Below are 21637 nucleotides of genomic sequence, written 5' to 3'. Positions count from 1 at the left end.
GAGTTGTCGGTACTATTTCTTCTTGATCACTGTAACGTTCATTTCTTCGACTTTCTTAGCTGATAAGAGTGAAGGTGCGTTAAATAGTAAGTCTTCGCTGGTCCCTGTTTTAGGGAAAACCATGACTTCACGAATCGAGTTTTTCTTACCTAACAACATCATTAAGCGATCGATACCCCAAGCAATTCCACCATGTGGTGGTGCGCCATAATGGAAGGCTTTATACAAAGTGCCGACACTTTTCAGCATGTCATCTTTGTTGTACCCCATGTTTTTATAGGTCGCTTCTAATATCTCAGGTTTATGGGCTCGGACTGAACCGCCACCAATTTCGTAACCATTTAGCACTAAGTCGTATTGTTGGGCAATGATAGTCCCAATTTCGTCTTCTTTACCGTTCATGTGTTTTTCTATGTCAGCAATCGCTGGCATTGAGAATGGATTGTGAGTGAAAGTCCATCTGCCATCATCGGTCTTCTCAAACATAGGAAAATCTACTACCCAAGCCGGTCTAAGCTCTTTGGGATCGATTAACTTGAGCATCTTACCAAGCTCTTGACGTACAACATCTAATGCCTTGTTTGCTACGGCATAACTAGCAGCCGAGAAAAACACCACGTCGCCCACTTGCGCAGCGCTTGCGGCAATTATTTTGGCTGCAATGTCTTCACCTAGAAACTTAATAATGGGCGATTGCAGGTCGTTTTCGTTGACAAATATATAAGCAAGCCCACCCAAACCATTTTGCTGAGCAAGGGCCGTAAGGTTTTCGATTTGTCCTTTGGATAAACGCTTACCGCCTTGTTCTTCGGCAGATACCTTAATGCATTTAACAATACCACCTTGTTCGATAGGCTTACTGAACACTTGGAAGCTGGTATCTTTAACAATATCGGTAATGTCTTGCATTTGTAGACCAAAGCGTAAATCTGGACGGTCACAACCATATTTGTCCATAGCATCTTTGTAAGTGATTACCTCAAATTCACGCAATTTCCATTTTTTACCATAAATTTTTCTCACTATGGTATTAAACATCTTAGTGTTCAAATCGATGATGTCTTGCATACTGGCGTAGGCTAATTCAATGTCTAACTGAGTAAACTCTGGCTGACGGTCACCCCTTGAGTCTTCATCTCTGAAACAACGAGCGATTTGGAAGTACTTTTCGTAACCACTGACCATTATCATTTGTTTAAATTGCTGTGGCGCTTGTGGCAGAGTATAAAAGGCACCAGCTTCTTTACGACTAGGGACAATAAACTCCCGAGCACCTTCGTCAGTTCCAGCACTCAAAATAGGGGTTTCCATTTCTAAGAAGCCTTCCTCATCAAGCATGTCTCTAATTAGTTTGATCACCTTGTGGCGGTCAATAATGACTTTGCGGACTTCTTTGTTTCTGTGATCTAAATACTTGTGCTGAAAGCGAATGTTTTCGTTGGTTTTTGTGGCTCTGGCGATTTCAAAAGGCAAGCTTCTCGCTAGGTTTAAAATCTCTAGTGTGCTTGTTTCAAGCTCAATAGTACCGGTTCTTAAACCAGGGTTGTAATCGTCTTCTCGGCGCTGAACTACAATACCAGTAGCAGCTATGACCGATTCAGCTTTTAAGGTAACTAGCTCATCAAAGTTAGGGAAGCTCTCGCGACTTAAGCGTACTTGGAATATTTGGTAGCTAGAGTCTCGTAAATCGATGAACATTAAGTCACCGTGATCTCGGACACTGGCGACCCAGCCGGATAGGGTGACTTCCTGAGTGAGCGACTGCTCGGATAACTCAGAAATTTTATGGGTGCGATAGTGATCTTTAACAATAAGTGGCGTTTCTGGCAGCACTTCTTCTGCTTGTTTCACGCTTTGCTTGTCACTGCCTTTTGATGTGTTTTGGGCTGCACTCTGAACATTGTCTTCAGACGCCGAAGTATCACTGCTGCCAGAGGCATTCACCGCTTTTAAAATGCCTTCACGAATGACTTTACCCGACGCGCCTTTACCAATAATGGCAATGACTTTACCTACTAGAATTCCGGCTTTACCTTGGTTACCGGCTTTTATGTCGCTGGCAATGGCAGCATTGTTCTCGATAACACTATCAATCGCATCAGTAATTTGCTGTTCTGAAATACTGTTTTCTTGGAAGTACTTCTTATAATCAAAACTTGTGTCTTTTAAATAACTGCTCACGGCTTTCTGGACTAATACTGAGTTAACCTTGCCGTCTTTAAATTGGCTGAAAATATCCGTAAGCACTGCCGTGTCATGGATATTTTTGTAGTCGTCAGCAGGGATAACATTGACTAAAGTACGTGCGATAAATAAAGGATCTTTTAGGACATTATTGATATCCATAAAGGTTTTAGCTCGCACAGAGTCGGCGGTAAAAAACTTAGCGTCTTGGGGCACTACGCCGCCATCAATTAAGATAGACTCTATAGCAAAAGGTAAGCTCTCTAAATCCACTTCAATTGCGCTAACTACCTGTGAAATATCCACAAAGGGTAAGTCTGGTTCAGAGATAAAACGGTAATCCGCTTCAAACTCTTTTTTACGCATGACTTTAGTTTGTTTTAGTTCTTCATCCCATAGCACTGTGGTTTGGTCAGGGCGAAATACTTCGTGCTCAATGTAATAGTTAAGCTGTTTTTCAACTTCTTCTTTTAACGATTCGACCATAAACTTAAATGAGTTTAAGTTTTTGATTTCAGTGCGTGGATTGAGATCGTTGGTATTTCTTTTACGCAAAGACACAGACACATCTGACTTAAACTCACCTTTTTCAAGGTTAGCTTCAGAGATACCAATACTTTGCACTATACGCTGAATATATTGAGCGTAGGTAGATGCATCTTCGATGTTGCGCATACAAGGATCGGTCACGATTTCAATAAGCGGCACGCCGGCTTTATTGAAATCAACCAAAGATACATCTCGTTCATGCATAAGCTTAGCGGCATCTTCTTCGATATGTACTTGAGTTAAACTAACGGTAAATTGTGAACCATCTTTACGGAAACACGACACTTCACCATCTGGAATAACCGGATTATGAAATTGGGTGATTTGAATATTTTTGGGATTGTCAGGATACTCGTAATGTTTACGGTCCCACGAAATCACCGGATTGCTAAAAGTAGACTTTACCGCTTTACCAAAATAAATGGCTTTAGTAATGGCTTCTTTATTAATGGCTGGCAGCACGCCCATTTGCCCGGTACAAACAGAGCAAATATTGTGATTAGGCGTATCAGACTCTTCATTTGGACACGCACAAAACAACTTAGTTTTAGTGTTTAAGCGCACATGAGTTTCAAGACCAATAACCAGTTCTAGGTCGTGCTTTTCGAGTAAATCGTTTAAATAATCCAGTTCCATTATAGTGTTTCTTCTAGCAAGTGAGCGAACTGTAAAACACGCTCATCGTCGGTTTTAGCTGCTGTAATTTGAATACCTGTAGCGGTACCATGGGGCACGGTTAACGTGGGTAATTGACCTAAACTAAATCCAACCGTGAATGCATCCGATAAATACATCGCCATTGGGTCTTTCAAACCGTCTCCGACTTTGGGTGGTAAGCTCGGCGTCACCGGTGATAACACAATATCCACATTTTCAAAAAAGCCTTCGAAATCAGCAGAAAGCTTGTCTCGAACCGCCAAACTTTTAAGATAAATGGCGTCTGAGAAACCCTGAGATAACACTTGGTTACCGCCGACTATTCTGCGCTTACTTTCTTCTGAAAAATTCTCAGAGCGGGTCACTGCATAACTTTCAATTAAGTTTTCTGCCTCAATACGATTACCGTAATTGGTGCCATCGAGTCGCGATAGGTTAGATGCGGTTTCTGCCATGGCTAAAATGTAATAGGTTGAAATTAACGCCTCTGCATCGATGAAATCGAGAGGTTTAACTTCAATTCCTTTGGCTTTTAATTTTTCAAGCGTTGCCATAAAGTCAGCTTTAATAGATGCGTCCATCGCATCGTTCTCAAGCAGGTTTTTAAAATAACCAACGGTTTTAATGCTGTCTTGATTAGTTAACGAAGCTTCATCTATTGGCGCTGACTCATAAGTAGTTTGGTCTTTTACATCTTTGCCACTTATGGTGTTAAGTACAATACGAATATCTTCTACGCTTTTTGCTAACGGGCCCACACAATCGGTTGAGGAGGCATAAGCCATTAAACCATAGCGAGAAATACGCCCATAAGTGGGTTTTAAACCATATACTCCATTGTAACCAGCAGGTTGGCGCACTGAGCCACCTGTATCACCACCGATAGAAAATACCGTGTAATCTTTGGCGACATTAACCGCAGAACCACCACTTGAGCCGCCTGCCACTAATGACGAATCTTTGGCATTGTTAACTGGGCCAAAAATACTATTTTCGTTAGATGAACCATGACCAAAGCTGTCGCAGTTTTCTTTTACAATTGGAATCGCCCCCGCATCGATAAGCTTCTGTATCGCACTTGCGGTATACGCTGATTTATATTGTTTTAGAAAATCAGAACTGGCAGTGGTAAAAGTGCCTTGTAGCATAAAGACATCTTTGACCCCAAAAGGTATGCCTTCCAGTAGCTCTATGTTTTCTCCATTAGCAATTTTTGTATCCACTGCTTGGGCTTGTTTTAGTGCGTTTGCATCAAGCAAAGCATTAACACTGCCGTGGGAGTTTTGTTTTAGCATATCGAGTCGTTGCTGAACTAAATCAACACAGCTAATTTGCTTGCTGATTAATTGTTGGTGAATGTGTTTTATTTGAGATTGCATAGGTTAGGATTCTATTACTTTTGCCACGACTAAATAGCCGTTTTTTTCTTTAGGAAAGTTTTCTACTATGAGCTGCTTTTCTAGTGCACTTGCTTTTACAACTGTATCTTCTCTGAGTTGTTCCATTGGCACTGCGTTGTGATTGTTATTACCCGATGAGCCAGTGGTCGATAAATCAGAATTTTTAATCACTTCAAATAACTTGTTAATTGTCTCTGAAGGCTTTGCGCCTTTAATACTCGACAATACATCGACAGTCATAGTTTTATTCATTGTTATTTCATTACCTTGTGGCATTTTCGTGCAATAAGCACATCTGACTAACCAAAAAAAACCTTCCGATTTGGAAGGTTTTTTGTTTTTAAATATTGAGAAACCTTCCGAACCTAATAGTTAAGATTATTACCATTCCAATTATTATTTTGCGTGCTGTTTAACATGGAATTTAGCTCTATTAGTCTAGGTTGGTTGAATTGCGTAGGAGTATACACTAGTTCCTATGGCAACTTTACAACTTTTTGGTGGCTATTTGAGCATAGGTTATGCAATTTTTATGAAGCTCTCGCTTGGTTTGCTTATGTGCTTGGCACACTAAGCAATCACTTCGTTGACCGCAATTCATTGCGTTTTTGATAAAGCGTCCATGCTTTACCAGAGACTTTTTTCAAACGATAAAAGAAGTAACCAAGAAAGTCTCTACTTCGATCAAATTTACTGCGAGCTGTTCTTGCTCTGCTTGAGCCAGCTAAAGTTGTTCAAAAGTTTGCCGGAACCTTTTGTCTACTCCACAAAATACTTGGCTTTGATATTTAGACAGAAACAGGCCAATAATTTGATGGGGGATTTGTTTTTGCGGGTAAATCAAAAGAATGCTGACGTTATAAAACACAATTTGGATTCAAAGAAAGCTAAATGCTCAGAATCCTTATTTGGATCTGCCCCTTAAAATTTACGAATCAGAAAGTTCGATTGTATTAGCATCAAGTTCGACACCCACTTTAATGATTCTATTAGCGAATGGTTTACTAGCAACTTACAGAGATAGCCTTAATTAAAATGGTAGAATTGTTTAACTTAGACTCTAATCGGTAGTGCAATATTTATGACGATTTAAGACCTCACTTAAGTTTAAGTATGGATACATCTGACAAAGTAAATGTAAAAGTGCATTTAATAAAAAGCCAGCAAAGTGCTGGCTTAGGAACTGTCAACTTATTCAAGGAAAGGACAAATCGTTACTACTAGAAGTTTCAAGTGTTAAGAGTAAGCACGCTTGTCTTACTAATACGATGACGATAAATTTCTCGAAGATATTTAATCGCATTCTTCACATGATTGACATCTAGACGAATATCATTAATTGATACAAAGTTTTGCGGGCTTTCGATCAACTCTCGATATTTCTTCTCGTACATTGGTTTAATCGCATACCAATTTGTATCGAGAATTTTTGCTGGGTTTTCATAAGCAGTAAAATACTTGTCAATAATAGCATCATCAAATACATCTTCTTGAATCATATTGATGATGGCTTGATCGATTTCATTGGTATACCGATACTCATCACGGGCAAAACAACGCTTCATATAAGCTACCATGAGGGTTAAAAAGTCATCACTTAAACAAGGGCTCTTGGCAATAAGTGTCGTCAAAGATAAGTTTGCCGATGCGCCTATTACCAATGCATAACGCTTCAAGGTTGTATTAGGAAACAGTTGATTCAAATGCATTTTTAGTCGATTTAATGCTGTGAACGACAACTTATAGTCTCGCGGTAAAGAGATAATCGATACGACAGACGAACAGTTTTTAAAGAAGTGCAAATGATTTAGTGTACTAGCATCAAACCCACTTTTTCGATACACCTTAATGGCGTCACGATACTTTTCTGATTCCACAGGCAGCACACTTACCCCTTCGATCGCAGAGGTTGCTGAGTTAAAATGTGGTAACTCTATAGAGCGGCAGAACAAATCATCTATATCTACGCTATCTTGGCGAACATCCTGATTAACCACACTTTCAGCATAAGCAATAGCGACAGGGCCTGCCAAGCTCATAAATAAGTCATTGGCATCAAGACGAATTGTTTCAGAGATATCAATACCCGCTCGACGGAAATAATCCTCGTCATAATCGGTTGTAACAGCTTGAGCGGTAAGAATGTTAAAAATTTGCTGAGAAATGTATTGGTTAGCATATTTTTCCATTAAATTAACATCTATGCTATCAGCATCACCTCCATTTTCTTCTTCTGCATAACGCATTATATCGTTAGATATCAACATCATAGAGTTCCAAGGGCGAATGCGGCCCATTACATCGGCTGGTAACTCGTCATTGTTTCGCTCTTCATTATAAGAAAAATTCCATTCTTCAGAGATATATTTTGTTAGAAGGCGACCTGCATTGATGTGAAGTGCTTCAGATATATCTACATTTTTCCCTGATATATTCGGTAGTATACAAATACCAGACGTAAAAATAGGTTCAAATACAAAACTATGACGCTTGTCGGCAAGTTGACTTTGACCTGAATGATAATCAAATGTTTTACTGAGATAAGAAAACTGCTGTGCCAAACCAAATTCAGATGCCATACCCGAACCAGTCCCTCCGCCGGCACTAAATATATAGAAATACAGGCGAGATTGATTAGCTTTGATACCACAGGAATCAACAAGATAAGAATGAAGTTGTCTCCATTCTTCATTTATAAAAGTTGTCGCATCTTTATTAAGAATAATTTTAGCTAAATACTGACCTAATATAGGTGCATTACCTGCACCACCAGCATGAACTTCAGAAAGGTCCATGAACTGCAACTTTTTATATTCCTCTAAAAACTGTACGCGGCCTTCATCGTTAGAAAAACGAATTCGGCCTTCTATGTCTTTATCTAAGTCGCCTAATAAAACAATTGGCTCAATGAGGAAAACAGGCTTAAATCCATCTTTATTCTCCATTGGTAAGTGTTTACGAATCCAGCGTAATGGACGAAATTCTTGCTCGTTATCTGCAAGATCTTCGTTTTCCACCTCTTTCATATAATTTGCCCTTGCTTCATACACCAATGAAGCAAGGTCTAACGCAATATTAGAACCACAGCGCCCTAAGCCTATAAGACAAACAGAAGGAAAAAAACGATCTGTGACGTCTTCTTCATCTGTTATAGGAGGATGAATTTTGTTTCGGACGGCATCTAAGTTTTCTAAAATTTTTTCTAGATTTGTCTCTGTAAAATAGAGATGTTCTATTGGCGTTTTTTCTTGACTCATGCGGCATCCTTATTCAAAGCAATTTATTAAAAGAAGCAGTGTGTATTAGCAAATTAATAACAACTAAATATGTAGTCTAAAAAAGACCCGAATACCTAGTTTTATTTCAACAAACATTATCATCCTTGTATGATAATGACACTAACATGCTCAATTGGAATATAAAATAAATATAAATTTTGGACAGTTGCAGGTGACCAGAACATTCTGCTAGAGAATAAATAGTTTTCAAGGGTGCCCAACAAATTTATGCAATATGCCAATAATTTGATGGGGAAATTGTAGCTGCAGTAAGTTAAAAACATCGGCTTCGTCATTGATTAATCAAGAGTTTGAGGTGGATAAACTGAGATTATAGTTGAGTGTTTGATTTGTGAGGCTCTCCCAGGCTGCGAGCCAATTGATTGAAAAGCCAAATGCAGCCTATATTTAGAGAACGCCTGATTGAAACGATTTTTATGAATATTTCTAAAACTTAGATTTAAAATAAACAGATAAATTTCTGACTTTATTATTAATAGAAAGAATATCAGTTTGATAATCAATGTTTATAATTTTGTACTCTAACCCGAACGCATCGTTATCATTGTGATCATAATCTAGACTCAATGCATAATACACATTGTTATCATCTAATTGATTATCTTCATTGGACAGTGCTGTGGTATCTTTTTTTATATTCATCCTCCATGAAGAGACTCCTAAGTGACCATATAAAGTAAAATTCTTCAGTAAATTTACCCCATACTTGATACCTATATCGAACGACTTTGTTGTGATGTGGCTATCTTGTTCTATCGATTCTTCATCTATGTAACTACCGGCAGACTCCTTGTAGTCATTTAAGGATAGTTCTAACTTTAAGTTTTCAATTAACCTATATTCAGCTCTTATTCCAAGTGAAAAATCATCTCCTTTTACTGAATCATTACCATTAAAGCTTGTACGTTGATGTGACTGGCCTAGTGATATATCTAATGAAACATCTTTAGAGGCAAGGGCGGAAAAAGATAGAGTTGCAAAAGCAACACCTAAAAATAATATTTTCATACAGTTCCATTTAGAAAAAATAATATGCAATTGTGTACTAAAAGCCTGTCAGCTTATAGCTAAATATTTTGCCATAAACCATTGGAGTAGGGAAGTATTTAAACCGTATTGAGAGTGGTTTCTAAGTAACCGATATAGAGTGACCACTTGTTTGGCAAGTCGCGGAGGTATTAAAACTTAGCTGGAGCGTGAACTTTTTGAGCACTTCTCTTATTTTAAAAAAGTTATTCGCCCGGCAGGGGGGGGTGGACGAATATTCACAATGGATTGCGGTGGGCGAAGAATTATTTAATAGGACACACACGATATGTTTTCGAGGTAATCCCATTTATTCTTGTGCATAATTTTTGTCAAATAAACTACAAGAAAGACATTAATTTTGCACAACTAATTAAATTTAATAACCAGAAGCTGATATTAATCTATAACTTACAGCTTTTTTGACGATTGTAGTTTTGACATTTTTCACATTGTGAACGGGGTTAGTTCGCCACTACACGTTCGGACTTAGCTCTTGACTTGTGCCGGATATTTCAAGTAGTTTAATCTAAGTTGGCAGTCAATACTTAAAGTTGAATGGATTTACGAAATTACAATTATAAAGTAGGCGATTGGTATGTTGACGTAAGTTCGTCTGTCTTGTTTGATAGCGTCAGTCAGAGCTCGGCTAATAACACCACAGAAATTTCTCTAGAGCCCAAAGCATTGGCAGTGTTGACTATTTTGCTCGAAGCACAAGGAGCTGTCGTAACGCGTGAAACACTTTTGGACAGGGTGTGGTCTGGACGTTTTGTGACTGATTACGCACTCAACAATGTCATCTCCACTTTACGTAAACATCTTAGCCCAAATGATAGAAGTAAGTACATCGTCACCCGTCCAAAAATCGGATATCAATTAGCGGTTAAAGTCAGCTATTTTGAACAGCAAAGCCCTACAAGTTATGTCTCTGATGCGTCAAGTACACAAATTACTGATGCCAATACCAACAACACAGCGCATATAAAAAAGATCTCGGCAAACTACCAAAATGTAGGTGATGGTACACTTTCTGTTAGCCCAAAGCGATGGCGGTCCCATTTAGCATGGTTTGTTGGTATAGCTATACTTATTAGTGTTGGCGTATTTTTCTCCATCGATGATACCAACAGCAACGATAACACCCGTATTCCAAGTCCGCAGATATCCATTGCAATACTACCCTTTGACTTAACAGACAAAAATGCCGAGCTGGCATTCTTAGCAAGCGGCTTGCCGCGTGAGGTAATCTCTGAATTGTCCATAAACTCGAATATTTTAGTGTTGGATCGACGCAGTACGTTTTCATTAAGAGAAGAGGATAAGAATCCGGTTACAGTGAGCGAAAATCTCGGAGTTGATTACATACTCACAGGTTCTCTGGCCAAAGGTACAACAGAAACTGAAATAAACGTGGTATTGTTTGATGAACTCGGCAATGAGGTGTGGCAGGCTAATTATCAGGTTGACGCAAGCACCATTTTTACGGTGCAAGATGATATTGTACAAAGTGTATATGAAAAAATAAACGAGCCACCGCCAACCACCAACGCTCAAAACACAAAATATATTCGTTCAGACAATCCAGAGGCGTTTATGCATTGGATGAATGGCCGCGCATTAAATCAAGATCCTACGCGACAAGCCAGACAACAAGGAATTTTAGAGTTTAAAAAAGCCATCACCCTGGACCCAAATTTTGCAAGTGCTTATGTTGATTTAGCAATCGCGTATTTAGTTGTGCATTCCAACAAAGAGTTGAGTTTAGAAGACGCTAATGCTGCGGCGAAACCCTTATTAGATAACGCTGATTTGATTTCTCCAAGTTTACCCGCTATCACGTCTGCTAGAGGAGTTTTTGCAATGTATAACGGGCAAACCAACAAAGCAATTGGGTACTACAACGAAGCACTAACACTGAATCCGAATGATTACTTAGCGAGGTCAAATCTTGCCTATTTGTTTAAACGAGAAAACCAACGTGATGAGGCTCTTTATCATTATCGACTCGCACGACAACTTGCCCCACTGGCGCAATACTCGAACTGGGCGATTGGACGGCTGTTGCTCGAACTAGGAAAGGTAAAAGAGGCAAACGACCAACTTGAAAAATGTGTATTGTTTGTGGCAGTCGCAAAGTCTTGCCATCTTGAGCTCGCTTTTTTACAAAGATTAATTGGTGAACCGGAAAATGCAGCCGCTACTTTTGCACAAGTGTTGGCGAACGAAGCAAACAAAGGCGACTATTGGATTAAGCAAAATAAGGGCTTTCATGCTTGGTGGAATGGTGACGCTCAGTCAGCCTTAGCCGTTTTTGATGAACTTTATGAGCAGCACGGTTCTGAGTATAGCTTTATCGCCACATACGCTTGGATAAAGTGGCAGCTAAATGACTACGAGACGCTGCAACAAAATTTGCAGCAAAATTACTTCGAAAATTCGGCAGCACTATCAGTAGATGGTGTAGAAGCGCTTATGTTAATGGCTTACGCCGACGGCGATTGTGACACCGTATTTACCTTGTTTGATAAACGCAACACCATGAATCCGAGCAAGTCTGAGAATTTCACTGCTTACATGGAGGGCTTCTCCTACGATCTCAATATCGCAGCATGTTACATAAAGCAAGGGCAACCTCAATTAGCCTTACCGTTAATTCGCTCGGTTGAGGTTAAACTTCAGGCGACTAAAGATACAAATATGAATGCTCCAGGTGTGTTGTTGATTCAAGCAAAGCTCGATAAATTACGGGGTAAAAGTGTTGATATTGAAGCGCTTTCTGAGCGCCTGGAAAGTCAGTTTTTTCCTCACATCTGGATGTTTCAAAAAGATTGGGCGTTTGATTAGGCCAGCGAGCATTTATCAAGAGAGGATTGGTTACATCACTCACTCAGCGTCGCTAGCCTGTATTGTTAACTTATTTATCTCTGACTAAAAGTAATTGAACTTTAAAATCAGATGGGTCGGATGAAATGTCCATTCTTCTAACCTCGCCACGACTACTTGTATAGTAAAAAACTGACTTTAACGTATTCATGCTTATGTTTGCATTGGGATCCGAGTATGACAATCGGGTACTAGATAGATAATTGGGCGCTTCTGCTTCACTGGGTAAACTGTCAAATACACTTAGTGGAAAAGCATTAATATTCACTGCGGGTATTCTACCCAGAGCAGCAAGTGACGCAAGTTCCTTGATATTTGGGACTCTCCAATCAGTGTAGCCCGCATAAGCAGCGAGTAGAGCCATATTGTGCGCTTCTGCCCAATCAACAAAAACTTGCTCTCCTTCACAGAAGTTATCCCTCAAGTTTGTGCCTTCAGGGCATTGCTTCCACATCAAATCAGTGACTAAATCAGTGACAGTGTCATCATTACCCAACTCGAAACGGCTTTCAGACCAACTATCACTATAAATGCTTGTTCGAATATCCTGATCGATTTGAACACTCTGTTCGACTTGGCTAAGGGCCAAACCGCTTACTAATAAGACCTTAATAAAGACGCAACTTTTAAACAAAATTGACATAATTTATACACTCCGAATTAGGGTTGGCTGCAAGTGAACACATCTTCTGTACCTTCAATAACCATACTTTCTACAAGTTCTGTCCAGTCTTCAATAGTTAGGTCAGGAATTTGCTCGACAGCCCAAAGAATTAGATGATCTTCCAACAGATGATGGGCAGGGTCAATGAGTCTATTCATCGCCTGACAGACTACATCCGGGGTTGCTCTTGATGTTAAGAAATTAGTGTCATCAATACCCGGAAGTGGTGGCCTCCAATCATCAACATACCCTGTTGCTTCTGTATGGCACGCCACACAATCAGAATCTCTAAACGACAGCGGTATTCTACCTTCATCAATATGCCTCAGGCGAACATCGGTAAAGGATCCAACTTCATTGCGAAGTCTGAACTCATGGCAATTTATACATTTCTCATGTCTGGCAATCGGCAAGAAGTCGTTTCTAAAAATGCTGTATGACTCGGCCTTTTTGATCTTCATCTCAAAGGTTTCTGTATTATCAGGTTCACCTAAGGGATCTTCCCCTGAAACAAGCATAGCTGCTCCACGCTGGTCTATACCCAATGTTCCGACCGACGAGTAAGCTCTATTAAAACTTACAGTCCACACGGATTCTTGTGTTGTAGAAGGATAGTCATTCGCTGCCATTCGAGTGAAATAAGCGCGTTCTGCATTAATATTAGGGAAATAATCTGTATCAATCAGAAGTTCTGGTAGGCTATTCGAAGGGTTGGCACCATAATGAACCAGCCCATGTAGTTCATTTACGGATGGTAATCTCCATGAATTTATACCGCATAAATTATCTCCGTTTGCACGTTCTACATAATTTGAAGTATAACATTCCTTAGTCCGTGTGCTCCCGATTGAAGCGTGACACCATGGAAAAAACCTATCAACATAATTTTCATCGACGTCGTAGACACCATTACGACTTGCGTCAACGCTATGCCAAATATAAAGATCATCGCCATCCCGTTCAGATTCATTATAAATACCGTTTATGGGCTCTTTCACTTCCCAAATAAGTCCTGTGTGATTATCACGTACACAGGTCCATGGTTCTGTCTCATAGTCACCAGAGCCAGAGTATTCGGTACCATCATTGTTTAGTCTTGTGAAATCAAAGCCCGCGGCACCCGCCCCTATTTTTGGTAGTAATGAAGCGCTATCAACAGCATCTCTTCCGTAGTGAGCGTCTTGACCTGCAGGAACTATGTTTCCATTAACATCTGCACCATTTTCGGACTGAGTAGACGGTATCGGCTGCATTGCACAGTCAAGATTATCTAAATAAATCGACAGCGAACCTGTTCTAGTTTCATCATAACTGCTACAAGTCGTTATACCTGTGTCATGTAATAGCGACTGCTGAACAAACTCAACTACCACAGAGCAATGTTCATTTATCGGTGCGGTCTTGTAGGTAGTGCCAGTCAATACTCCACCGCAGCCACTTACACTTCGTAGAACATAATCTTCGTCTTCATCATTATAAATTTCAAAATCTATGGTCTTATTTTCAATGACAATTTGGGTTTCACTTGGGAATATAGAACCGCCTGTGCTCGATATAGGCACCACAGTAAAATCTGTTGCCACTTTAAACGTTGCGGTAATCATACAATCTTCAGTGATTGCGGCAGCTTCATAAATTAAGCCGTCTAAAGTACCCGTGCAACCTGTAATAGAATCAATGCTATAACCATCGTTTGGTGTAACAATTAAGCTGATTGTTGCACCAGAAACAATTAATTGCGGGTCTGAAATAAGCTCATTCGACAGCTCCATCGTTCCGTTTTCGCCTATGTCAAACGAAACAAGATGTTCGACCAATGGCGTAAAATTCGCAGTGACTGTGCAGTCAGATATGAGAGCCGAAGTGCGGTATGTCGCGCCGGTGAGTAAACCATCACAACCGGAGACTGAGCTGATTATATAGCCTGTATTGGGGATAAGCATAAATTCAGCTACCTGCCCGTGAGTATAGGTTTGAATTGTATCAGGGCTAACTTGACCTCCTGCACTAACCATAACTTGAACGTCGTATTCGTTTGCTTCAAATAGAGCGGTTATGGAGCAATTGGATTGAACAGAAGAGGCTGTATAAGTTGTGCCAGATAACGCGCCATCACATCCAACAACGCTATCAATACTGAAACCAGGATCGGCTATAACAGAGAAGAAGACACTTTCACCAAAGTTTATGAGTTGTGGGGAGGTAGCATCTACTATTCCATTTTCAGAAGTATTAATGTTAATGGTGAATGATTGGGGTATAAAATTAGCTGTTATTAAGCAACCACTAATGATTGAACCTGTTGTATAAATTGCACCATTGAGGGTGCCGTTACAACCCGAGATATCAGACAACTCCCATCCCAAATCTGCTTCAATGGAAAAATCAATACTTTCACCACTGGTAACTTGAAGGGGTGGGGAGGCAGAAAGCGAGCCGTTACCATTAACAAGTAATGAAATTTCATAGACGGGAGCGGGAGCCGCGTTAGGCTCTTCTGGTTCATTAGTATTTGTTGTTCCGCCTCCGCAAGAAGCGAGATACGTGACTAACAATGCCATCCATAATGCTCTTGAAAACACTACAAAACTTCCTGTCAATTTAGTGATTCGCTGTAACATATTGATTCCTTTCTTTATTATATTTAACACTAGTGCAGGTAATTAACTTTATAATTATAATTAGGAAATTACTTTAAACATGTTTTTAGCCGGACGATAATATTTTGTGAGAAAAATAAAAACCTACGGTTTATATAATATTAATATAAGGAAAATATAATTTTAGTAACTTATTGTTAATAAAGGGTATTTTCATGCATGTTAAAATAACTGTGACACTAGATTGGTACTTTGACTTTGCTCGTATAATAGTAAGTACGGTGCAGCAGAGTGCGGGCTGTCGCTTTTGGTCAGACTCTCTATTTAAATAGAGCGCCTTTGGTCTGGGCCAATACCAATTGCGACATGATTGTTATTCGATTGGTACCTCTTTAAATTAATGCGTCCATTTTGCCGGTAACACAGAAGAAACTCCGCCTTGGAATTTCACTTCAGTGCGGGTCTATATACCAGCGGTAGTATTAACCAAGACAGCCATCATTAAAAAAGTAAAAACAAGGTTTTAGTTATGCTATTTTCCGGAACATTTTTTGGTTGGTGAGTGATTATTTTTAGGTCTTAAGGCGTATTTAAGTAAACTTGAATTGTTTCATTTGTAAATCTAGCTAAACACCTAAATCCCAGTCGAGTTTGACTCTCCAACTTATGTCGAAGCTTACGCAGACACCGATTTAAAAAGGAAAATCAGCTTATTTGGGGGGCGACCTCCGGTCCAAATTAAGAAATTAAGTACTAAAGAGTAAAGGCCGTCATTCAAACAGGTTCAACCCAATACTCTTAATGAGCTGCAACTTATGATGTCTAGTCGTTACAGCGGTTGTCGATTATCTCAGCTCCAAAGCTCTGTAGGAATAGATTGTGAAATTTTATATTTGGCTGTTTTTGGATAGCCAGACCTTTTATGTAAAAGAGCTGACTACCTAAATGTTTTGTTAGAAGCTAGAAATATAGTTACTTTTGTCTTTGAAACTCACTGGTTTCAGCCCAATTTGGCCAGTCTTCAGAAGATACCAATTCGTAGCCTACTTCAAATAATAATTGTGCGTCTTCTTCAATACCTGATAAATCCCAGCTTTCACGGAATTGATCGCAGACTTGGTGATAGCAGCCTCTAACGATAACATTAGTTCGTTTACGGTATTGAGCGGTTGCTTCGTCAATAGGTACCTCACCGCCTTTAGCGTAAAGTGCAGGCACGCCTTGTTTAGCGAAGCTGAAGTGATCAGAACGATAATAGTAACCTGCTTCTGGGTGCCCTTCCTCAACAAGATAACGGTTTTGGCGTTTTGCAGCTTTTGCTAGGTAGGTTTCTAGCTCTGATTTACCCATACCGATAACAGCAACATCTTTGGTTTTACCTAGTACGCTCATGGCATCCATATTGATATTAGCTACTGTTTTGTTCAGCGGAATAATAGGGTGTTCAGAGTAGTACTTTGAACCTAGTAGACCTTGCTCTTCAGCGGTTACAATTAAAAATGTGGTTGAGCGTTGCGGTTTAATATTTAAGTTTGCATAGGCTTTAGCCATGACTAAGGCAGCTGCAACGCCAGTGGTGTTGTCATGGGCGCCATTATATATTTGGTCGCCTTCTTTGGTTTCGTCTTTACCCAGGTGATCCCAATGTGCGGTAAATATTACGTGTTCATCAGGGCTATCTGCCCCAGGCAATGATGCAATAACGTTGTAGCTTTCAGACGTTTTGAAACTATTTTTAACGGTTACTGAGGCTTTTGAGTTTAATGCTTTGCTATAAGGGCCTGCTTTAGCTAGTTCTTTTTCAGCCGTAAAATCTAACCCTGCATCAGCAAATACTTTTTGTGCAGATTCTAAGGTTAACCACCCCTCAACAGCTACTCTATCGGCATTACCATTTTTACTGACTAGACCATATTGTGCACCGCTCCAGCTATTCGCTACCACTGACCAGCCATAAGAAGCTGGCTCGGTTTCGTGAACAATAATGGCGGCTTCTGCTCCTTGACGACTGGCTTCTTCATACTTGTAGCTCCAGCGCCCATAATAGGTCATAGTCTTGCCTTGAAACTTACCACTTTCTGGGTTTTCAAAGCCTGGGTCATTAACTAATATCACTACTGTTTTACCTTTTACATCAAGGCCTTGGTAGTCATTCCAGTTATATTCCGGCGCATTTACGCCGTAGCCAACAAAAACTAAGTCTGATTCTTTAAGCTCAACTAAACTCTGTTCTCGTTTAGTAGAAGCAATCATGCCTTCTTTGTATGTGAAGTGGTTGTCGCCGATAGTAAGGGTCATATCTGGATCTGCAGTCATTTCTATCAATTTAACGGGTTGCAGGTAACTTTCACCATTACCCGGTTGATAGCCAAGGGCTTTAAATTCAGATACTAGATAATCAAGGGTTTTTTGCTCACCAATGGTGGTGGGTAGACGGCCTTCATATTCATCAGATGCTAAGGTTTTAATGTGTGTCTTTAAGTCTTGGGTATTAATTTGGTTGTAGACGTCTTCAAAATTGTCAACTGGAAGTGTTTTTGTGGTTTGACTATTTTGACAAGCAGATAATGTAAAAATTGTGATTATGCTAAGTGCCCACATCATGTTGCAAGTTTTCATGAAATTGCTCTTGTAGTTTCTAAGTTAAGTGATTATAAAGCGTCTTTTATACCCACGCTATTTTATTTGTTAGGTGACATTACCCTCTATGTTTTGGTTAGAAGACTGGATAAAACAACTACCTATGTTGCCTCTGCAACAGCTTGAAGATAATTTTAAGTTGACTCAGTTTTCTGACTGGCCGAATGCAGCTGGCTTAAATCTGTTAAAAAAATATATTCCCAATACCATTACTGATATACCAGAGTTTGTATGTCAGTCTGAGCTTGTTGCTACAGATAAGTACTATGAACAAATTATTTACGAGCAAGGTGTCATTCCTACTAGGCCCAATGGTTGGCATGACTTTTTCAATGGTCTTATTTGGCTGCAGTTTCCTAAAACTAAGAGGCTACTTAATAAGCTTCATATAGTGGACATTAATCGGTGCGGAGTATCGCCAAGAACTTTGAGGCGTAATAATTTAACGCACTTTGATGAATGTGGTGTGGTTATTACTTATCAAGCGAGCACTTTAAATGAAGAACTGATTGCCGCTTTAAAATCACACCAATGGTATCGAGTGTTTGTTGAAAATAGACAAAAATGGGGTAAAGAGTTAAATAGTTTTATGTTTGGTCACGCTAATTTAGAAATGCTGTTACAGCCATTTATTGGATTAACAGGGAAGTGGTTAGCACTTGAAGTAGAACCAGGTTTTGAGTTACAGCCATACCAACAACAGCTTCTAGAAGTGGATAAAAAATTAGTTTCAATTATTGAAAACCACAATCTATTTTCTCAAAAGAAGCCTTTATCACCTCTACCATTATTAGGCATCCCTAACGTATGGGATGCCAACGCAGAACCGCGTTTTTATGAAAACACAGATTACTTTAGGCCTAAGCCTAAAACGTTAAAGTAGTACCATTAAAGCCCAAGCTCCCCAGATTGCTAAGTAGGGTGCGGTGGCAATAAAGTAGGTTTTTTTAATGGGTAGTTGTGTCCATTGACTCAAGCCCACTGCAATCAAATACATTACCCAAATGGACTCTAAGCGAATAGATTGTGCTAATGAAAACCAAGCAGAATTCATTTCAACGCTAAGGATAAACGCTAAAGATGTTGGCCCTAAACTGATGGGAGCTAATTGAGGATCGTTTGAAAACCCTAAAATGAGTAATGCCAATAAACTGGTAAAAATTGACGGAATACTGGCCCACCATGTAAAGCCATACCAATCGGTATATCCTTGAATACATTCTTCGTCTGATTTAGTGGTGATATTAAGGTACAGAGCCAAAACTGCATTGGCGATAATATTTGCTATAACCGCTCCAAATACACTAGCCCATAATAGCTGCGGTTGCTGCATGGCCTTGGTCATATTTTCTTTTTCTATCGGGCTTAAGTCCCCTCCTGTAGACTGAATTATCAAGTCTCTATACCAATCAAAGTCAATAAAGTTAAAGTATAAATAAATTGGAATTACGGTTATTAAAGAAATGACAATGAACGGTATCCAAGACCAGTTATGTGTTTCTTTTATTGTAGCAAACACTTGATTTGGCTTGATAAATACATCTTTCATCGCCTGAAATGGGTTGCTGACTTGTTGCATAAAACTCCCTTATATTGTGCTTTTATTATGGCATAGTAGACTGCTGCTTTTTTAGAGCTTTATTGTTACATAAATTTTTTCATGAACGTATGTAATAATTTTTTGAATTGAGTGATTATAGATAACGTCAGTTTTTAATTAGGAATATGGAATGATAGAAATCAAGCAACTTTCGAAGAAGTTTGCTGTTGAAAACCCTAAAAAGTTAAGCGAACAAGAAAAGAAAGATCCAAGGTTAAAAGGGCGCTTTTTTCATTCGGTACAAGATGTCTCATTTAGTTGCCAAAAGGGTGAGGTTTTGGGATTGCTTGGGCCCAATGGAGCGGGTAAAACTACGACATTACGTATGCTATCTACGGCTTTGAAACCTGATGGGGGCAGTGTCGAAATAGCAGGTGAAAATGTATTAGCTCAGCCTGTTATTGCTCGTAAAAAAATTGGATTTTTATCGGGTACTACTGGGCTTTACGGTCGTTTGACTGGCCGTGAAAATATTCATTATTTTGGACAACTTCATGGAATGTCAGAAGAGCTTATCGCTCAACGTATTGCAGAGTTAGCTGATTTGTTAGATATGCATACTTTTCTAGATAGGCGCTCTGAAAACTTCTCAACAGGTATGAAACAAAAAATAGCCATAGCACGAGCTGTGGTTCATTCTCCAGAGTTAGTGATTTTAGATGAGCCTACCACTGGGTTAGATATTATGGCGACCCAAACTGTACTCAATTTTATCAGAAGGCTAAAGGCACAGGGTACCCCTGTTATTTTCTCAACTCACCACTTAGATGAAGTAGAAGAGTTGTGTGAAAAAGTCACCGTGATTGATCAAGGTAAGACCATGTTCGATGGCGATATCGACGCCTTTAAGAGTCTAGCTGATGGCTCGTTACATCAGTCATTTATGGCCGCCATCCAAACAACAGCTAGCGAATAGGGAGACAGGAATATGTGGTTAGTTTTTTTTAAAGAGCTTAAAGAGCTTCTCAGAGATCGTAAAACGTTGTTTTTTATGATTGCACTGCCGTTACTTATTTTCCCTGTTATTTTTGGTATTGCAGGTTTTGTTGGTAAACAAGCAATAGATAAGGCAGAAACCAAAATCCTTAATTACGGGATTATTGGAGCTCAATATGCTCCAGACATTGTAAAAGAGTTACAGCAACCGGATAAGTTTAATTTAATTAACATAGCTGCAGATGATGATTACAAATCCATTATTCGTAATGAAACAGTAGATTTTGTATTGGTTATCCCTGAGAACTATTCAAGTGATGTGCTTCAAAATGGACAAGCCACGATTAAATTGTACTTTAATGATGCCGGATTAAACCTAGTTTATCGCCGAGTTAATGAGATAGTAGAGAGTCAGTCAGAGCTGTTTCAGCAAAACGCCTTTGATACCTTAGGGTTAGATGGAAACCAGCAAGACGCATTAATTAAACCAATAGAGTTAGAAAAGGTAAACACTGCCGATACCCGTGAAAATTGGGGAGAAAAAATTGGAGGCATGCTGCCGTATTTACTCTTTATTTTGTGCCTGCAGGGCGCTATGTTCCCTGCGACAGATATTGGCGCAGGTGAAAAAGAGCGTGGGACCTTAGAGACTCTGCTGATTTCACCCATTGATAGAAATAAGATTGTTTTAGGTAAATTTTTAACAATTAGTTTTGCAGGCACTATGACCGCTTTGATCACGGTAGCGAGCATGGCCATTTGGGGATTGGTGCTGAGTCAAGGCATGGCCATTCAAATTGTGGCTGATTTCATGGCACAAATAGGTGTATTAGATTTTGTATTAATATTTTTAATGTTGGTCCCTGTAGTGGCGATATTTGCGGCTGTGTTACTCAGTATCTCTATTTATGCTAAGAGCTTTAAGGAAGCACAGAGTTACATGGGACCTATGATGATATTTGTTATTGTTCCTATCATGCTGTCCATTTTACCTGGAGTAGAATTAAAAGGTGGCTGGGCTTGGGTGCCGATTACTAATGTGTCTTTAGCGATGAAAGAATTGGTTAAAGGCACGATGGATTATTATCAGTTGTTTGCAATTTTTGGCTCAACTGTGGTGATCGCAGGAGCACTGTTTGCATTTTGTGTGTATTGGTTTAACAAAGAAAAGGTATTGTTTAGGTAGTACATAAGCA

General features: G+C 39.5%; 13 protein-coding genes. 4 read left to right on the top strand and 9 right to left on the bottom strand.

Translation table 11 applies throughout. The features are described from left to right. Positions 1-12: 12 nt before the first annotated feature. The 5 genes from gatB/aspS to ABJD71_RS12235 form a co-directional block, all read right to left on the bottom strand. On the bottom strand, positions 13-3369 hold the full coding sequence (gatB/aspS, locus tag ABJD71_RS12255; protein WP_348169541.1) for a bifunctional amidotransferase subunit GatB/aspartate--tRNA ligase AspS: 3357 nt from the start codon (positions 3367-3369) through the stop codon (positions 13-15). Next, entirely contained in the window at positions 3369-4769 is a 1401-nt protein-coding gene (locus ABJD71_RS12250) for an amidase family protein (protein ID WP_348169539.1), read from the bottom strand. The genes gatB/aspS and ABJD71_RS12250 overlap by 1 nt, the downstream gene beginning before the upstream one ends. 3 nt (positions 4770-4772) lie before the next feature. Continuing rightward, positions 4773-5042 carry a hypothetical protein gene (locus ABJD71_RS12245; RefSeq protein ID WP_348169536.1) on the bottom strand — a complete coding sequence of 90 codons (270 nt, stop codon included), beginning with the start codon at positions 5040-5042 and terminating at the stop codon, positions 4773-4775. Between the two features lie 977 nt (positions 5043-6019). Continuing rightward, the gene (locus tag ABJD71_RS12240; RefSeq protein WP_348169533.1) at positions 6020-8047 is read right to left on the bottom strand and encodes a hypothetical protein; all 2028 of its coding nucleotides are present in this window, start codon (positions 8045-8047) and stop codon (positions 6020-6022) included. Positions 8048-8515: 468 nt separating this feature from the next. Then, positions 8516-9097, bottom strand: coding sequence for an outer membrane beta-barrel protein (locus ABJD71_RS12235; RefSeq protein ID WP_348169530.1), 582 nt, complete (start codon positions 9095-9097; stop codon positions 8516-8518). A gap of 576 nt (positions 9098-9673) precedes the next feature. Here ABJD71_RS12235 and ABJD71_RS12230 point away from each other — a divergent pair. Further along, positions 9674-11962, top strand: a complete 2289-nt coding sequence (locus tag ABJD71_RS12230; protein ID WP_348169528.1) for a winged helix-turn-helix domain-containing protein — start codon at positions 9674-9676, stop codon at positions 11960-11962. Positions 11963-12032: 70 nt separating this feature from the next. On the opposite strand, the gene ABJD71_RS12225 is transcribed toward ABJD71_RS12230, so the two are convergent. From ABJD71_RS12225 to ABJD71_RS12215, 3 genes are all read right to left on the bottom strand, one after another. Further along, complete coding sequence (locus ABJD71_RS12225) at positions 12033-12644, bottom strand: DUF1566 domain-containing protein (protein ID WP_348169526.1); 612 nt, start codon at positions 12642-12644, stop codon at positions 12033-12035. Between the two features lie 17 nt (positions 12645-12661). Beyond that, positions 12662-15286, bottom strand: a complete 2625-nt coding sequence (locus ABJD71_RS12220; protein WP_348169523.1) for a DUF1566 domain-containing protein — start codon at positions 15284-15286, stop codon at positions 12662-12664. A 951-nt stretch (positions 15287-16237) separates the two neighbouring features. Continuing rightward, positions 16238-17884, bottom strand: coding sequence for a M28 family metallopeptidase (locus ABJD71_RS12215; RefSeq protein ID WP_348169520.1), 1647 nt, complete (start codon positions 17882-17884; stop codon positions 16238-16240). 88 nt (positions 17885-17972) lie between these two features. Between ABJD71_RS12215 and ABJD71_RS12210 the strand changes: the two genes are divergently transcribed. Further along, a complete protein-coding gene (locus ABJD71_RS12210; protein WP_348169517.1) occupies positions 17973-18788 on the top strand; it encodes a DUF3025 domain-containing protein in 816 nt (271 codons plus the stop codon). Here the strand turns inward: ABJD71_RS12210 and ABJD71_RS12205 are convergent. Continuing rightward, complete coding sequence (locus ABJD71_RS12205) at positions 18780-19484, bottom strand: YIP1 family protein (protein ID WP_348169514.1); 705 nt, start codon at positions 19482-19484, stop codon at positions 18780-18782. The genes ABJD71_RS12210 and ABJD71_RS12205 overlap by 9 nt on opposite strands. Positions 19485-19635: 151 nt before the next feature. Here ABJD71_RS12205 and ABJD71_RS12200 point away from each other — a divergent pair, with 151 nt between their 5' ends. Then, positions 19636-20421 (top strand): ATP-binding cassette domain-containing protein, encoded by a 786-nt coding sequence (locus ABJD71_RS12200; RefSeq protein ID WP_348169511.1) that lies wholly within the window; start codon positions 19636-19638, stop codon positions 20419-20421. 12 nt (positions 20422-20433) lie between these two features. Continuing rightward, positions 20434-21627: an ABC transporter permease gene (locus ABJD71_RS12195; RefSeq protein ID WP_348169508.1), complete on the top strand. Its 1194-nt coding sequence runs from the start codon at positions 20434-20436 to the stop codon at positions 21625-21627. Positions 21628-21637 lie beyond the last annotated feature (10 nt).

It is taken from the genome of Paraglaciecola sp., assembly GCF_039943935.1.
Classification (GTDB): domain Bacteria; phylum Pseudomonadota; class Gammaproteobacteria; order Enterobacterales; family Alteromonadaceae; genus Paraglaciecola.
The sequence above is the reverse complement of the archived record's forward strand: the minus strand, read 5'-3'. Positions and strand labels throughout refer to the sequence as shown.

Bases quoted from the DNA above. Each gene is read 5' to 3' on its own strand.
- ABJD71_RS12200 (WP_348169511.1), top strand. From the start codon at position 19,636: ATGATAGAAATCAAGCAACTTTCGAAGAAGTTTGCTGTTGAAAACCCT.
- ABJD71_RS12215 (WP_348169520.1), bottom strand. From the start codon at position 17,884: ATGAAAACTTGCAACATGATGTGGGCACTTAGCATAATCACAATTTTT.
- ABJD71_RS12195 (WP_348169508.1), top strand. From the start codon at position 20,434: ATGTGGTTAGTTTTTTTTAAAGAGCTTAAAGAGCTTCTCAGAGATCGT.
- ABJD71_RS12240 (WP_348169533.1), bottom strand. From the start codon at position 8,047: ATGAGTCAAGAAAAAACGCCAATAGAACATCTCTATTTTACAGAGACA.
- ABJD71_RS12245 (WP_348169536.1), bottom strand. From the start codon at position 5,042: ATGAATAAAACTATGACTGTCGATGTATTGTCGAGTATTAAAGGCGCA.
- ABJD71_RS12210 (WP_348169517.1), top strand. From the start codon at position 17,973: ATGTTTTGGTTAGAAGACTGGATAAAACAACTACCTATGTTGCCTCTG.
- ABJD71_RS12205 (WP_348169514.1), bottom strand. From the start codon at position 19,484: ATGCAACAAGTCAGCAACCCATTTCAGGCGATGAAAGATGTATTTATC.
- ABJD71_RS12225 (WP_348169526.1), bottom strand. From the start codon at position 12,644: ATGTCAATTTTGTTTAAAAGTTGCGTCTTTATTAAGGTCTTATTAGTA.
- ABJD71_RS12250 (WP_348169539.1), bottom strand. From the start codon at position 4,769: ATGCAATCTCAAATAAAACACATTCACCAACAATTAATCAGCAAGCAA.
- ABJD71_RS12230 (WP_348169528.1), top strand. From the start codon at position 9,674: ATGGATTTACGAAATTACAATTATAAAGTAGGCGATTGGTATGTTGAC.
- ABJD71_RS12220 (WP_348169523.1), bottom strand. From the start codon at position 15,286: ATGTTACAGCGAATCACTAAATTGACAGGAAGTTTTGTAGTGTTTTCA.
- ABJD71_RS12235 (WP_348169530.1), bottom strand. From the start codon at position 9,097: ATGAAAATATTATTTTTAGGTGTTGCTTTTGCAACTCTATCTTTTTCC.
- gatB/aspS (WP_348169541.1), bottom strand. From the start codon at position 3,369: ATGGAACTGGATTATTTAAACGATTTACTCGAAAAGCACGACCTAGAA.